Origin of the sequence: Arthrobacter sp. (assembly GCF_031179385.1) — a bacterium.
GTDB lineage: Bacteria > Actinomycetota > Actinomycetes > Actinomycetales > Micrococcaceae > Arthrobacter_D.
Genome location: NZ_JAPSHV010000090.1, coordinates 1 through 12,146, shown reverse-complemented (window position 1 = coordinate 12,146; position 12,146 = coordinate 1). Strand labels below are relative to the sequence as shown.

Sequence of the window (12,146 nt, the reverse complement as noted above, 5' to 3'; positions counted from 1 at the left end):
GCCTTAAGGATCGCGCCGGACACAGTGAGGACGTTGGGCACGCCATAGCCCTGCACGGCGGAAACGAGTTCACGTTCACCTTGGACGCCATGGATAAAGCTGCCCGAGGTGCAGGCATAGATATAACAATCCGGTGAAACGGCGCTGATCCGCCATGCGGTTTCCGCCACGATGTCCGGCCGGCTAATTAGCTCGGCCTGTTCGACCCCGACCAGCACAGGTTCGAAAGGCGACCGTGCGAAATACAGGTCGGCGAGGTTTTCGGACCAGCGCCCCATCTCGTGGTCCAACGCCATGTCGTACGGGGCTACAACCCCGATTTTGCTCAGCACCAGCGGGCCCGCCGGAACGATGCTTGCATAGTTGGCAAGTGAAGTCATTTCGCCCTTTGAACCCTCCTCGCAATGGTTGATTGTTGACAATCGTAGGGCATGATCGGTTACGCTCGCATTAAGAATTTGAGGAAATTTTTTGCGTATTTTTCTGCCGCCGTTATTTGGTTCTTATGACGGGCAGGAAAACAACAAGGAGGATTACGTGGCGCGGTTTATCAAGGTTTCGCTGGAGCAGCGGCAGGTATCATGCATTGCCAGACTGCTCGACGACGAGGCTCCGCGGACGGCGGCGGCGGTATGGGACTCCCTGCCGCAGTCCGGCCAGGTTTTCCACGGCAAGTACGCGCGCAACGAGATCTACAGCCTCCTGCCGGCATTCGCACAGCAGGAACCCGGGCAGGAAAACACCACCGTCACTCCGATCCCGGGCGACCTGTGCTACTTCACGTTCAACGCGGACATCCTGCATACCCCCGCGTACGGCTACAAGGACAATGACCGGGTCCAGACGCCGGAAGCCATCATTGACCTGGCGTTGTTCTACGGCCGCAACAACCTGCTGATCAATGGGGACCAGGGCTGGGTGCCGGGAAACGTCTTCGGGACCGTTGTCGAAGGACTCGAAGAAATGGCCGCTGCCTGCCAGAGCATCTGGATGGACGGAGCGCGCGGAGAGACGCTGACCTTCTCACGCCATGAGCCCGCCAGCTGAGCTTTACACGGGTACCCAATCTGCGGGGGTGCCCGGCGATTTTCGAGCGCCGCTACAGCTGAAGTAAATACCCAATTTCGGGGTTGTTGGCGCGTTACTGTAGGCCTAGTGTTACAGACACACCGCAGAAGCACGGTGTAGGGGCAAGCTCTTGGGGAGGGCTTCACCAGTTGAAGCAAACTGGATTTGTGTTCGAAAACGAGCCGTCCCGGGTGATGCCGGGATCGGTCTTCGCACAACATGAAACGGCACGCGAGGATGCGCGGCCGGGGGGCTTGTGTCGTTTTTAGGGAACCGAGGCGAACGCCCGAGGGGTTCGCTGTGCCCGGCAAAAACCAGGAAGTAAAAAGTCATCATGAAAAAGTCAGTAACGTGGCGCCTGTTTACCATGATCACAGGCATGTTGCTTGGACTCCTTGCAGGACTCGGAATTGCAGCACCAGCCAGCGCCGACAGCGGATCCGCCACTTTAGCGGAGAAACCGCGTAAGGATAGGGGCGACGATCGGTGGGATGACCGGGACGACCGGTGGGATGACCGGGACGACCACCGTCGGCATCGCGGCGACAACGACGAGGCTGAGCTGGAAATTGAGAGAGATGGTAGACGAGCCGTCGAAGTCAGCGGTGAAGACTACGAGGACGACCAGCGAGTTACCGTCTATCTTGTCCGTAACGGACATGTCGTGGAGAAGGAACGTGTATGGCTTGACGACGATGAGGAAGACTTCACCGTCAGGTTCCGCGATCTGCGTTGCGGCCGCTATGTGGCCTTCACCCACAGTGAAGAAGAAGGTTGGATACGTAGCGACGACTCGGTCCGGATTTGCAACCGTGACGGCCGTGGCAAGCACTAATTAGGATCTGCAAGCTCTGCAAAGCGCACGGTATCACGTTGTGCATGGGAGGGCCGGGCGTCGTCCCGGCCCTCTTCTTCGCGCTCTGATGCCTGCGGACATAGCCGGACCCCGGCGGCTGGGGCGAGCTGCCGGGGTCCGGGGTCCGGGGCCTATGACCATCCGAGGTCTCTGACCACTAGTTACTTTGATGTATGAGGCTTGGGAAAACCTCTAGGCAGATTGCCGGCGTCGCTTGGGGAAGGCAATCCGGTCCAAGTCATTCGCGGCCTGGACAGTTGCTTGGCCCGCTTGCGCCTGCGCCTCTTCCGCAAGCGGACCCACGTCAACGTAGCGCGACGAGAAGTGCGTAAGCACCAGCAGTCCAACCCCGCCGGCAGTCGCCAAGGAACCTGCTTGTCCGGCAGTGAGGTGGCGGTACTGGGCGGCCAGTTCGGCGTCGTCGTCGTCAAATGTGGACTCAGCCACCAGCATGTCGGCGCCGTCGGCCAGTTCCTCGGCTCCCGCACAAGGAGCCGTGTCCATGACGAAGGCGAAGCGCTGGCCAGGCCGCGGGACACTCACATCCTCCAGGCTCACTCCGAGCAGCTTCCCCTCGCGCTGGAGCCGGCCGACGTCGGGCCCTGAAATACCGGCAGCAGCAAGCCGCTCCGGCAGGACGGTCCTGCCGTCAGGTTCGACGAACCGGTAACCGTAGGTCTCGATGCGATGATGCAGCGGCCGGACCTCGAGTCCCGGCGCGATCGGCCCGGCCTCGGCGTGCGGATGCAGACGCAGGTCGATGCCCGGGGACGAGACGGAGACCAGCGCTTGGACCACTTCCTCGCCCGAGGCCGGATAGTGCAGGTGCACCGGATGGGCGACGCCGTCCAGCGCCATGCGCGACAGCACGCCGGGCAGGCCATAGCAGTGGTCGCCGTGGACGTGGGTGAGACAGATGCGCGTGATCTGCCCAGCGGAAACGCCGGCATGGATCATCTGCCGCTGCGTGCCCTCCCCCGGGTCGAAGAGCAGTCCCTCACCGTCCCAGCGCAGCAGGTACCCGTTATGGTTGCGGGTCCGCGTAGGAACCTGCGAGCCAGTACCGAGGACAACAAATTCACGCATGGAACAGAGTGTGCCACCGATCGGTGGCACACGGGGCTACTGCGCGAGACGGGTGCGGACGATCTCGCTGACAGCCTTGCCGTCGAAGCGGCCGGCGACCTTGGCAGTGACCGGCTTCATGACCACGCCCATCTGCCGCATCGAGAGCTCGGCACCGTCGGCCTTGAGGCCGGCTATGACCTCGTCCACGATGGCCTCCACATCCGTAGTCGTGAGCGGCTCCGGCAGGTAGGCCTCGATAATCTCCGCTTCGGCAATCTCTGCGGCAGCGCGGCTGTCCTGTCCCGCCTCCATGTAGGTAGCGGCGGTGTCGCGGCGCTTGGCTGCTTCCTTCTGGAGGAGTGCCGTCACCTGCGCATCGTCCAGTTCCATGGGAGTCTTGCCCGACTTCTCGCGCGTCGCGATCTCCCCCAGGACATTGCGCACGGTCGTCAAAGCAACCTTGTTGCCAGCCTTCATATGTACGACGACGTCAGCCTGGAGCTGTTCTTTGAGCGTGGTCATAGTGTTCCTCGATTCGATAGCCGAACATACCCTGCCTCCACAATAGGTCGTCCCGACGTTCAAGATGCACGCCCGCCGTCGGGGGCCGCTGCCGGCACCAGCGCCAGGCTGCTGCTGCGCGAAGAAGCCCCGGCCGAATGCGACCGGGGCTTCTTCTAACTGCTCGGAGGAGGTGTCCTAAACCGCCGAAACGATCCAGATGATCAAGGCAATGGCTGCCAGGACGCCTACGATGGTCCAAATAAGGTTGCTTCCACGCATGTTGCTTCCTCCATTCTCTTTGTTAGTCCCATTATTTGCACAGAAGAAACGTTTTAGGGGGCGAACAGCAATATTCGCAAGGTGGGCTGTCTCACCAGGGCCGGTCCCCACCACCGGCAAATAGAGCTGGAATCCGGTGCCAGTAGCGGGCCAGGCTTCGGTAAGGCCCGGAGCTGAAATCCAGTCGATGAAAATGTCGGTAGCTACCGTCGGAAAATCTGTCGGGATACCGCTTCCGGCACAAACTGGTTGATGAGGGCCATGACGTCATCGTCAGGCTCGAGGATCGTTAGGTAGCGAGTCTGCCAGCCGGTGCCCTCAAGCACTCCGTCCGGGTCATCGAGCTTGATGCCCCGCTCAAACTGTAACCGCACTTGCCCATTGGACTGTGGATAGATCGCGCAGACAAGACCGGCGTCGGGATAACGATAACCGAGCCCGTTCCATCCCGTGTAGATCCGTTCCTCCAAATCCGGTTCGATGTGCAGTACCTGGTCGCGGACCCACAAGACGAGCGAACGAGTTTGAGGGTGTCGCTCTTGAAGAAAGGAAAGCACCGCTTCAGACGGCGGCGGCACGCGGTTCAGCATCGGTACCGTGCTCGAAAGATACTATTTCCTCAATGAGTTCACTCATCGCCCGAGCTTCGGGGATCTGGTCAAACTGCGCTGCCGCCTGTTCAGCCGCTTGGCGGCTGCTCCATCGGACAATGTCGAGCCATAAACCGTCATCCAGCCTGATCAGCTTGGCCTCAATTAGCTCCGGGAACCTGGCCCGTACGGCGGCAATCATCGCAGGACGCAGCTTCAGCATGTCCTCCTCGCGCTCCGCACGTACCCGTGAACGAACGATCTCAAACACGTCAGCCATCAGAGCTCCTAGCGGTCAGCAAGGCAGAGACAGATTGAATCCAGTAAAGCGCACCCTGGGCGTCGGGACAATGATGATCTACAGCGGTGTTGTGACCTCGGCGGCGTTCGGTGCGCTGACCTTGGTCCGCCCGGCCGAGCTTCAGGGTGTCGGGACCGCTGGCAGGACCGCGACGAGGTTAAGTACCTCATCGAGGGTCGCGACGGCTCTGACCCGGTCCAGGAAGTCGTTCGATTCCAGATTAGGGCGTGAGGTCGAAAGGCTGGTAACGGGCTAGTTATTCGGCCTCCCGGCTGCGCCGTCTATGTAGAAATGCCGGGCCCCCGGTTCATGCCTCAACCCGTTGTGTGCGGCACATTGGGCGCCTACTCTGATATCAAGGGCAGGAGCTCGACATGGAATATACCCTCTTCGTTATCGTCCTCGCACTCACCTTCGCCCCTTTTGTGGTGCTGGTGTTCGGACCCAATTTACGGGCAGACAAACCGGTTGCGCGGCGCCGTCGCTCCGCTTCCGGCTTGGCAGCTTCCCGCTGGGCTAGACGGAAGGCGGTCCGGGAAGGGCCCGGGCTTCCCTCCCTCCTGCCTCCGACGGCTGTAGGCGGAGGAGCCCCAGCGCCAGTACGCCTGCGGCCAGCTAGGCGCTCTATGCGCCCCAGGTTCCGCCGAGGTCCAGGAGATCACTCCCGAGGACCGCGATGAACGTGGGCATCGCGCCGGTGAACGCAGCGACCCCCGGTTAGGGAGCTGTCCGGATTGATCCGGTCCAGGTGTAAGGTCGGACACCGCGGGTGACTTGCCGATCTCATGAAACCAGTTCTGTCTCGGCTTCTATGAAGGCAGCCATCTTCTCGGCATAGTCGATCAGCGCCTTGATTTTCTCCGGCTCCATGTCCAAGACTCAACGCCCTGGTCCGGGTCAGTCCGGCGTCTTCCCGTCCTGCCCGAGGATTCCTAACGGGAACCCCAGCCGAAATCCTTATTTGAGGCGTAGCACATCGCGGAACCTCTTTTGCTTGGGTCCTCTAATCGTCCTCCCTTCGAATCCAAGATCCCAGGGGCATAGGCTTGGAACAGCGATCCAATAATGACAGGAGCGGGGCAGATGAACCATGTACCAGCAGCGCCGGGAATCCGCGAGATTGTCCGGCTCCTGACCGATGCCCTGGGACCGACCATGGTCTCTGCCCTGGCAGGCGACCGCGTCCGACTAACTGCCGACGACTGGGTCATGGAAGACGGCCCGGAGCCTGATGAAAAGGAGGCAGAACGCCTCCGGTTCGCCTACGACCAGTGGCAACTGCTAGCCGCACAGGGAGCGGACCGTGCCCGGGCGTGGTTCATCAGAGACACCCCGGCGCTCGGTGATGAGTCCCCGGTGATGGCTATCCACGACGGTCGGTTCGGTGACGTGAGCAACGCGGCGAGCGCCTTCTTGGAGGACGGCGCCCAAGCTGACAAGCCGTAGGCCCACGAACGATCCATCACTGGCAAGGCAGCCCTGTCGGCCAGTCTCCCCGGCCGGACTTCCGGACCGAAGACAGTCCTAGACACCGGCGCTATCGCCGCCCAAAAGCCCCGCATCAAGGATGGCATTCCCTACGTACGGGCCGGCGTGATGCTCACCGACCTGTCTCCGGCAGGGGCACAGCCACAAATTCGAGAAGTTCGTCTCTGTACACGAACGTCGCAACAACATCGGCGACATCCTGGGGGCAAAATCAAAGACAAGTACGTCGCGACAGGCCGGGCTCGGCCGGGCAGCGATGATGGAGACACCGCCGGACTGGACGATGGCAAGCCGGCACCGATGGCCCCGATAACACCACCGAATGGGACGAGCTGCTCCTGGTCAGAGCTGGCTAAGGAGCCCCTGGTTTAGATTCCGGAAGCAAGCCCATCTGACCCATAAATTCCAGTTGATCCCAGTAGAAGTGGTGGGAGATGATCAGGCCGCTTTCGACGCGGGCGACATCGCAGGTCCTGAGCCTAAGTTCGCGTCCCGTCGGCGGGAGACTCTCGCCCTGAGGCATCTGGATCTGGCCCGTGTTCGTTCCGGTGAAGTAGCCTTCATCAATCGCGACGTTCCCCGCCTCGTGCTGTTCCAAGGGCTCGTATCGTGCATCGGGAAAAGCCTCAGCCATCTGCGACAGGTAACTCCCGATGGCATCGCGTCCCCTGATTTCGCCTTGGTCCGGCGAGGTAGCGACCGCGTCCTCTGCATAGCAGGCGGCCATTGCGGCCCTGTCCTGCGACATCATGGCCCTGGTCATTCGGTCCATGGTCTCACGTGCGTCACCCATTGGTGCCTCCCTTGATCAGGCGGTCCACGCGGGAGTGCCGCCGGGCCGCTTCCCGGTGCGGCGCCTCACGGCCGGCGCCGTCCAATCCCAGTAGACTCCGGTGCTCGTGGCGAGTCAACGGGTCTGCCCCGACACCAACAGGTAGCCCGGGCCGCTCCAGGCCGTCGGCCTTCAGGTCCTCGACGACGCCCTGAACGATCTGCTCAACCTCGGAGCTGGTCAGCGCCTTCGGAAGGTAGGCCTCGATGACTTTTGCTTCGGCAATCTCCGAAGCAGCCCGGTCGTGTTCGCCGGCCTTATTGTAGATTTCTGCCGTCTCGCGTCGCATGGCGGCTTCCTTTCTGGAGCAGGCAGTGGCCTGGGCATCGCTCAGCTCAACCGGCGTCTTGCAGAGCAAGAGCTATCGGGCACACCTCGCCCTCTTCAAGATTGACGGCGTACAGCGGTCCGTCCTCGCCCTCACTCCCAACCATCTGGGACATGCCTCCGTCCCGGTGGACATCACCGTCGACGCGGATGCCCTGTTCATGGTGCGGGCCGACGATCATACCGAAGTCTTCGAGGAGCTGCCGGAGGCTGTCGACTGCGCATGGAAGCGAACGTGCTCCGTACACCCGGAGCCATCACGGTTCTGGAGATCTGGTGCGCAGCCCCATCTCGTCGTTCGGTGATCCGGATGTGGCGGGTTCAGTGCCTCGCAGTGCATCGCCCGGTACGTTGCACACGCCAGCCGCCCCGAACATAATTGATACCACGAGAGCTCCCAAACCGTGGTCTTCGAACGCGCTGGATGGATCGGAAGATCGTCGACTCCAACTCGCGGCCCCACGCGATATGAATCAACCTGATGAGCAGACGGAGGTCTGTATGGGCAGCGCAACGACACAAGGTCAGCTCTGGGGCGCACGCGCCCAGGATTTCGCAACCTACGTGGAGCAATTAACCCTACCGCTGGCCAGTGCAGTGTTGGATGCCGCGCACGTGACCCCCTCCACACGTCTACTCGACGCGGGGTGCGGCGCCGGGCTGCTCGCCGTGCTGGCTAGCTTCCGCGGCGCGCGGGTGACTGCTCTTGACGCTTCACCGCAGCTGGTCGCCATCGCGCAAGAGCGACTGCCCAAGGCCGACATACGGGAAGGCGACTTGGAGGCTCTTCCCTTCGCCGATGCCGGCTTCGATGCGGTCACGGCAGTAAACAGCATTTTCTACGCGGCCGACATGTCGGCGGCAATGCGCGAGCTCGTCCGTGTCGTGCGCTCCGGCGGCCGCGTCGTCGTGACAGCCTGGGGGCCACCCGAGCGCTGCGAGCTGCTGACAGCGCTGGTGTCGAGAATCGGCCCCCTGATGCCGACGCCTCCCCCCGGTGTCTCGCCACCGCATCCGGCGACTCTGGCGGAACCCGGTGCGCTGGCCGAAGTTTTGCAGCAGGCGGGGCTGCGCATCGTGGACGAGGGCGAGGTTGCCTGTCCGTTCGTCTTCCCTAGCACGGAATTATCATGGCGGGCCAATGCCAGCGCCGGTCCGAATCAGATGGCCATCGCGCACAGCGGCGAGGCCGCGGTCCGCGCTGCCTTCATGGAAGCGGACCGTGAGCATACACGCCCAGATGGCAGCGTCCGCTACGAGAATGTCTTTCTCTGGGTAGCGGGAGAGAAGCAGTCGTAAAGGCATAGGGTACAGCCCTCGACGCTGGCAGATCTTCCAACCGACCTGCGCTAGCAGGTCTCCTGATGAAACCCGCGATGGTGTCAGGGTCGCGAAGTAGTAAGTAATAGGCGCCACCCGCGTATCCGCAGAGCCCAGCGCTTCACTGCTTGCTTTCCGCCCAGAGGTGCTCGTCCTCGTAGGCCTTGCATCGCAGGCACATCGGCCCGCCGCCGCCGTCCACCGGCCGGCCCGGAACGAACTCCGCGCACGAGCCTTGATCCCGGCAGCCGGGGTGCGTGTACGCGATCATCAGCCCATACTCCGGGATGCCGATGTCAGCTGCGGTTACGCACATGCCGCAGTCTCCGCGCTGTCCGTTCGTGGTGGTGCCCATCAGGTTCCTTTCGTGGGGCCGCTTCGTCCTGACTATGTGTGCGGAGCACTGCCATCTCCTCAACGCGCGTCCGCCCTCCCTGGTCCCGGTGACCGGGCCGTCGCTCCGTACACATGTCAGGAAAGGGCAAAGGCCCGTCCCATCAAAGGAAGCAATTATGGACGAGTCGACCCTCGCCGCGCTGAGGCGGTTCGCCGCCGTTCTCTCGGTCATGGCACCAGACTCTGCGGTGTAGCTGCAGAGTCTTCTCCGGACCGTCAAGGCGTCTCTGCGGTCTCGCGGCGCTTGGCTGCTTCCTTCTGCAGGAGAGCGATGACCTGGGCGCCGGTCAGTTCGACCGGCACCTTGCCGGACTTCTCGCGGGCAGGCTTTGAAGAAGTCATGAACACCACGGCACAGCTGCCGCAGATGACGCTACCGTAGTGCCATGACCATGGCATTTGAAACCCCCCAAAGAGGGAAAGTGTGGGATTGCCCCAAGGAAGGGACGAATATCCCCGTCAATAGTGGAGCTTAGGGGAATCGAACCCCTGACCTTTTCATTGCGAACGAAACGCTCTACCAACTGAGCTAAAGCCCCGTGCCACTGCGTTCGATCATATGGCGGCGGGCGGCTTTGGAACAAGCTGAGGCGTCAAAAACCTTCACCCGGCCACACCATGTGGGGCGGCAATAACGAATCGGGAGCACTTCTCCCGCGACCGCGCTGGCACGGGACAACAGACCTAGAATCTGGTCATGGACGACAAAGTGCTCAAGGCCGTTTACACGGTCTTTCTGGGGGTCATTCTCGCGCTGTTCGTCGGTCTCGGGGTCCGCACCTTCTACCCGCCGCCTGAGATGCCGGAATTCCCCATCGAATTGTCCGTCCCGATGAATACGGAACCCACGGATGAAGAGCTGGCCCAGCAACAGGAGGCCCAGCGGGAATATGAGATCGCGAACCGTGCCTGGATGGAGGAAAACGAAGCCTACAACCGCAATGTCACCACGGTGTCGTTGGCTGCGTCGGTAGTCATGCTCGGTCTCAGCCTGCTGTTTGAGAAGCGGAACCGGGTTCTGGCCAATGGCGTCGTGCTGGGCAGCCTCTTCACCCTGATCTACAGCATCTTCCGCGGCTTCATGTCCGGAGACACCACACTCACCTTCATTACGGTCACCATTGGACTGGGTATTGTGCTGTTCCTCGGATACCGCCGGTTCTTCCAGCCCCGCGCCCAGACACCGGTGGAGGCACACGGCTGACGCCCGTCGTCCAGTGCCGCTGAAACAGCAAGACCCCTGAATCTGCCAGGAAGGCGGATTCAGGGGTCTAAAGCTGTGTGAACAACAAGGTCGGTGCTTTGCGGGCTCCTTTGACAGGTTCGCGGCGGGTTGTGCCGTTTCTCCTGCACCTCACGGGCACTTGCTTGTGGCTCGGCCCGTTCTGGAATTCATTTGAACAGGGCTCAGACAATTCGTGCAATAGTTGGTTCAGTAGTTGGTCAAACTGATCAAAGCTAGCAGGCCTTGCAGGACAGGAAGTGATCATTTTGCAACAGCTCGACCAGACGGACCGTAAAATCCTCCTCGCGCTCGATGAGGATCCCCGCATTCCCGTCATGCTGCTCGCGCAGAAGCTCGGGTTAGCCCGCGGTACGGTTCACTCCAGATTGGAACGGTTGGCTGCAGCTGGCACGCTGCGCCCGAATTCGGCCCGGGTTGTTCCCGAAGCCGTAGGGCGGGGCGTCACAGCCATGGTCAGCGCAGAGCTGGACCAGAGCAAGCTCAACGACGCCATCGACGCCTTACGGAACATTCCCGAGGTGCTCGAATGCCATGCCCCGGCCGGAGACACCGACCTGCTGCTGCGGGTGGTCGCCCGGAGCCCCGATGATCTGTACCGCGTCAGTGAGGAAATCAGGCTGTGCCCGGGCATCACCAGGACATCGACACAGATGTTCCTGCGGGAGGTCATCCCCTATCGCATCACCGGTCTGCTCCATGAGGAATAAATTGCCGATGGTCTGAACCGCCCACAGAGGGCGTGCGCGGTCAGATGAAGAAGTGCAGGATAACGCCGATGCTCCAGATGCTGCCGGCCGCGAAGGCGCAGCCCAGTTCTATCAGGATGCCGATCCCCATCGCCTTCAGCGCAACCGCGCTGGAGTGCAGGGCGGGACGGAACTCACGCTGTCGCAGGTACTCGCTGAGCAGCAGGCCGAGCGTAAAACCGACAAACAGGCCCACCACGGGGATGACGAACATGCCCACCAGGCCAACCACCACGCCGACCACAATGGAACGGTTGGGAATCCGGCGGCCCTTGAGCCGCTTGCCGGTCAGGACGGCGCTGGCCAGCATGCCGGCAACTACCAGCACCGCCCCCAGGCCGAAGACCACCCAGCCCACCGTGTTCTGCAGGACCAGCGCCCAGATGAGCAGGCTGACGCCGATGGTGATGGCACCGGGCAGCACGGGAACAATGATTCCGGCAACGCCGACGGCGATGAGCAGTCCGCAAACGAGCGTGACGATGATCTGGGCTTCCATAGCCCCAGCCTATGCGGAACGGTCAGTGTGGTCCGGTGGCGCCGCGCTGAATGTCGGATCGGACGCGCCCTCGGCAGGCTCCGCCGTCGTTGGTTTTTCCGCTTTCGGGTTCTGCCGCTTTCCGCGGTTCCTGCGCCAGAGCAGGAACCCCAGAACGCCCAGCAGCGCTACCGAGATAACGACGGCGGCGGCCGGGGACGCGAGGACCAGCGCCACCCAGGCGGCGATCGCCGCCATCCCCACGGTCGCGTAGACGATCGCCCAGAGGAGACTGCCAAGCACGACGGCGGGCAGGAACCTGATCATGCGCATCCTCGCGATACCCGCGCTGCTGATCACCGCCGTCTGGATGCCGACGGTGAGGAAACACAGCGTGACCGCGAAGGGGCCGAAGGTGTTCATGAACCGCTCGGCACGCTTCATGACCGGGCCGTTGAGGTGCCGCTCGAACCGGGTGTGACGCCCGCCCGCGGCAATCCCCCTGCCGATCCAGTAGGTAGCGTTGGAGCGCATCATGGCGCCGCAGAACAGTGCCAGAATCGCCCAGCCCAACGGAAGGTCGAGGAAAATATCCACACGCTTCCTTTCGACGACGCCGCCCCTGACACATAAATTCTACAACCTGT

16 protein-coding genes, 1 tRNA gene and 2 pseudogenes are annotated in these 12,146 nt (G+C 62.1%); 6 read left to right on the top strand and 13 right to left on the bottom strand.

What is annotated here, in order from left to right; genetic code table 11:
• Positions 1 to 422: pseudogene (locus RIF85_RS11975) on the bottom strand (hypothetical protein); the annotation flags it as partial.
• A gap of 115 nt (positions 423 to 537) precedes the next feature.
• Between RIF85_RS11975 and RIF85_RS11970 the strand changes: the two are divergent.
• Positions 538 to 1,047, top strand: coding sequence for a DUF3830 family protein (locus tag RIF85_RS11970; protein ID WP_309072130.1), 510 nt, complete (start codon positions 538 to 540; stop codon positions 1,045 to 1,047).
• Between the two features lie 469 nt (positions 1,048 to 1,516).
• On the opposite strand, the gene RIF85_RS11965 is transcribed toward RIF85_RS11970, so the two are convergent.
• The 5 genes from RIF85_RS11965 to RIF85_RS11945 all read right to left on the bottom strand — a co-directional run bounded on the left by RIF85_RS11965 (position 1,517) and on the right by RIF85_RS11945 (position 4,645).
• The gene (locus tag RIF85_RS11965) at positions 1,517 to 1,900 is read right to left on the bottom strand and encodes a hypothetical protein (RefSeq protein ID WP_309072129.1); all 384 of its coding nucleotides are present in this window, start codon (positions 1,898 to 1,900) and stop codon (positions 1,517 to 1,519) included.
• 216 nt (positions 1,901 to 2,116) lie between these two features.
• Positions 2,117 to 3,010, bottom strand: coding sequence for a ribonuclease Z (locus tag RIF85_RS11960; protein WP_309072128.1), 894 nt, complete (start codon positions 3,008 to 3,010; stop codon positions 2,117 to 2,119).
• 36 nt (positions 3,011 to 3,046) lie between these two features.
• Positions 3,047 to 3,514 (bottom strand): GatB/YqeY domain-containing protein, encoded by a 468-nt coding sequence (locus tag RIF85_RS11955; RefSeq protein WP_309072127.1) that lies wholly within the window; start codon positions 3,512 to 3,514, stop codon positions 3,047 to 3,049.
• Between the two features lie 464 nt (positions 3,515 to 3,978).
• Positions 3,979 to 4,365, bottom strand: a complete 387-nt coding sequence (locus tag RIF85_RS11950) for a DUF1801 domain-containing protein (protein ID WP_309072126.1) — start codon at positions 4,363 to 4,365, stop codon at positions 3,979 to 3,981.
• A complete protein-coding gene (locus tag RIF85_RS11945) occupies positions 4,337 to 4,645 on the bottom strand; it encodes a hypothetical protein (protein ID WP_309072125.1) in 309 nt (102 codons plus the stop codon). Before RIF85_RS11945 ends, RIF85_RS11950 begins: the two co-directional genes overlap by 29 nt.
• Positions 4,646 to 5,749: 1,104 nt before the next feature.
• Here RIF85_RS11945 and RIF85_RS11940 point away from each other — a divergent pair.
• Positions 5,750 to 6,112 (top strand): hypothetical protein, encoded by a 363-nt coding sequence (locus tag RIF85_RS11940; RefSeq protein ID WP_309072124.1) that lies wholly within the window; start codon positions 5,750 to 5,752, stop codon positions 6,110 to 6,112.
• Positions 6,113 to 6,506: 394 nt separating this feature from the next.
• On the opposite strand, the gene RIF85_RS11935 is transcribed toward RIF85_RS11940, so the two are convergent.
• Together RIF85_RS11935 and RIF85_RS11930 are read right to left on the bottom strand one after the other, a co-directional pair.
• Positions 6,507 to 6,947 (bottom strand): nuclear transport factor 2 family protein, encoded by a 441-nt coding sequence (locus tag RIF85_RS11935; RefSeq protein WP_309072123.1) that lies wholly within the window; start codon positions 6,945 to 6,947, stop codon positions 6,507 to 6,509.
• On the bottom strand, positions 6,940 to 7,275 hold the full coding sequence (locus RIF85_RS11930) for a GatB/YqeY domain-containing protein (RefSeq protein WP_309072122.1): 336 nt from the start codon (positions 7,273 to 7,275) through the stop codon (positions 6,940 to 6,942). The genes RIF85_RS11935 and RIF85_RS11930 overlap by 8 nt, the downstream gene beginning before the upstream one ends.
• Between RIF85_RS11930 and RIF85_RS11925 the strand changes: the two genes are divergently transcribed.
• Together RIF85_RS11925 and RIF85_RS11920 are read left to right on the top strand one after the other, a co-directional pair.
• Positions 7,274 to 7,618: a hypothetical protein gene (locus tag RIF85_RS11925; RefSeq protein ID WP_309072121.1), complete on the top strand. Its 345-nt coding sequence runs from the start codon at positions 7,274 to 7,276 to the stop codon at positions 7,616 to 7,618. The two genes, RIF85_RS11930 and RIF85_RS11925, sit on opposite strands and share 2 nt — an antisense overlap.
• 196 nt (positions 7,619 to 7,814) lie before the next feature.
• On the top strand, positions 7,815 to 8,612 hold the full coding sequence (locus RIF85_RS11920) for a methyltransferase domain-containing protein (RefSeq protein WP_309072120.1): 798 nt from the start codon (positions 7,815 to 7,817) through the stop codon (positions 8,610 to 8,612).
• 142 nt (positions 8,613 to 8,754) lie between these two features.
• Here RIF85_RS11920 and RIF85_RS11915 read toward each other — a convergent pair whose 3' ends face one another.
• From RIF85_RS11915 to RIF85_RS11905, 3 genes and pseudogenes are all read right to left on the bottom strand, one after another.
• Positions 8,755 to 8,988, bottom strand: a complete 234-nt coding sequence (locus RIF85_RS11915; protein ID WP_309072119.1) for a hypothetical protein — start codon at positions 8,986 to 8,988, stop codon at positions 8,755 to 8,757.
• A 269-nt stretch (positions 8,989 to 9,257) separates the two neighbouring features.
• Positions 9,258 to 9,350, bottom strand: a pseudogene (locus RIF85_RS11910) (glutamyl-tRNA amidotransferase); the annotation flags it as partial.
• A gap of 145 nt (positions 9,351 to 9,495) precedes the next feature.
• Positions 9,496 to 9,568 (bottom strand) — tRNA-Ala (locus RIF85_RS11905).
• Between the two features lie 158 nt (positions 9,569 to 9,726).
• On the opposite strand from RIF85_RS11905, the gene RIF85_RS11900 reads away from it, so the two are divergent.
• A complete protein-coding gene (locus RIF85_RS11900) occupies positions 9,727 to 10,233 on the top strand; it encodes a hypothetical protein (protein WP_309072118.1) in 507 nt (168 codons plus the stop codon).
• A gap of 278 nt (positions 10,234 to 10,511) precedes the next feature.
• The gene (locus RIF85_RS11895; RefSeq protein ID WP_309072117.1) at positions 10,512 to 10,982 is read left to right on the top strand and encodes an Lrp/AsnC family transcriptional regulator; all 471 of its coding nucleotides are present in this window, start codon (positions 10,512 to 10,514) and stop codon (positions 10,980 to 10,982) included.
• Positions 10,983 to 11,022: 40 nt separating this feature from the next.
• Here RIF85_RS11895 and RIF85_RS11890 read toward each other — a convergent pair whose 3' ends face one another.
• Both RIF85_RS11890 and RIF85_RS11885 read right to left on the bottom strand, forming a co-directional pair.
• Positions 11,023 to 11,520 (bottom strand): DUF456 domain-containing protein, encoded by a 498-nt coding sequence (locus RIF85_RS11890; protein ID WP_309072116.1) that lies wholly within the window; start codon positions 11,518 to 11,520, stop codon positions 11,023 to 11,025.
• Positions 11,521 to 11,529: 9 nt separating this feature from the next.
• Positions 11,530 to 12,096, bottom strand: a complete 567-nt coding sequence (locus tag RIF85_RS11885) for a VTT domain-containing protein (protein WP_309072115.1) — start codon at positions 12,094 to 12,096, stop codon at positions 11,530 to 11,532.
• Between the last annotated feature and the right edge of the window lie 50 nt (positions 12,097 to 12,146).

Bases quoted from the DNA above. Each gene is read 5' to 3' on its own strand.
- RIF85_RS11960 (WP_309072128.1), bottom strand. From the start codon at position 3,010: ATGCGTGAATTTGTTGTCCTCGGTACTGGCTCGCAGGTTCCTACGCGG.
- RIF85_RS11955 (WP_309072127.1), bottom strand. From the start codon at position 3,514: ATGACCACGCTCAAAGAACAGCTCCAGGCTGACGTCGTCGTACATATG.
- RIF85_RS11950 (WP_309072126.1), bottom strand. From the start codon at position 4,365: ATGCTGAACCGCGTGCCGCCGCCGTCTGAAGCGGTGCTTTCCTTTCTT.
- RIF85_RS11945 (WP_309072125.1), bottom strand. From the start codon at position 4,645: ATGGCTGACGTGTTTGAGATCGTTCGTTCACGGGTACGTGCGGAGCGC.
- RIF85_RS11940 (WP_309072124.1), top strand. From the start codon at position 5,750: ATGAACCATGTACCAGCAGCGCCGGGAATCCGCGAGATTGTCCGGCTC.
- RIF85_RS11935 (WP_309072123.1), bottom strand. From the start codon at position 6,947: ATGGGTGACGCACGTGAGACCATGGACCGAATGACCAGGGCCATGATG.
- RIF85_RS11925 (WP_309072121.1), top strand. From the start codon at position 7,274: ATGGCGGCTTCCTTTCTGGAGCAGGCAGTGGCCTGGGCATCGCTCAGC.
- RIF85_RS11930 (WP_309072122.1), bottom strand. From the start codon at position 7,275: ATGCGACGCGAGACGGCAGAAATCTACAATAAGGCCGGCGAACACGAC.
- RIF85_RS11920 (WP_309072120.1), top strand. From the start codon at position 7,815: ATGGGCAGCGCAACGACACAAGGTCAGCTCTGGGGCGCACGCGCCCAG.
- RIF85_RS11915 (WP_309072119.1), bottom strand. From the start codon at position 8,988: ATGGGCACCACCACGAACGGACAGCGCGGAGACTGCGGCATGTGCGTA.
- RIF85_RS11900 (WP_309072118.1), top strand. From the start codon at position 9,727: ATGGACGACAAAGTGCTCAAGGCCGTTTACACGGTCTTTCTGGGGGTC.
- RIF85_RS11890 (WP_309072116.1), bottom strand. From the start codon at position 11,520: ATGGAAGCCCAGATCATCGTCACGCTCGTTTGCGGACTGCTCATCGCC.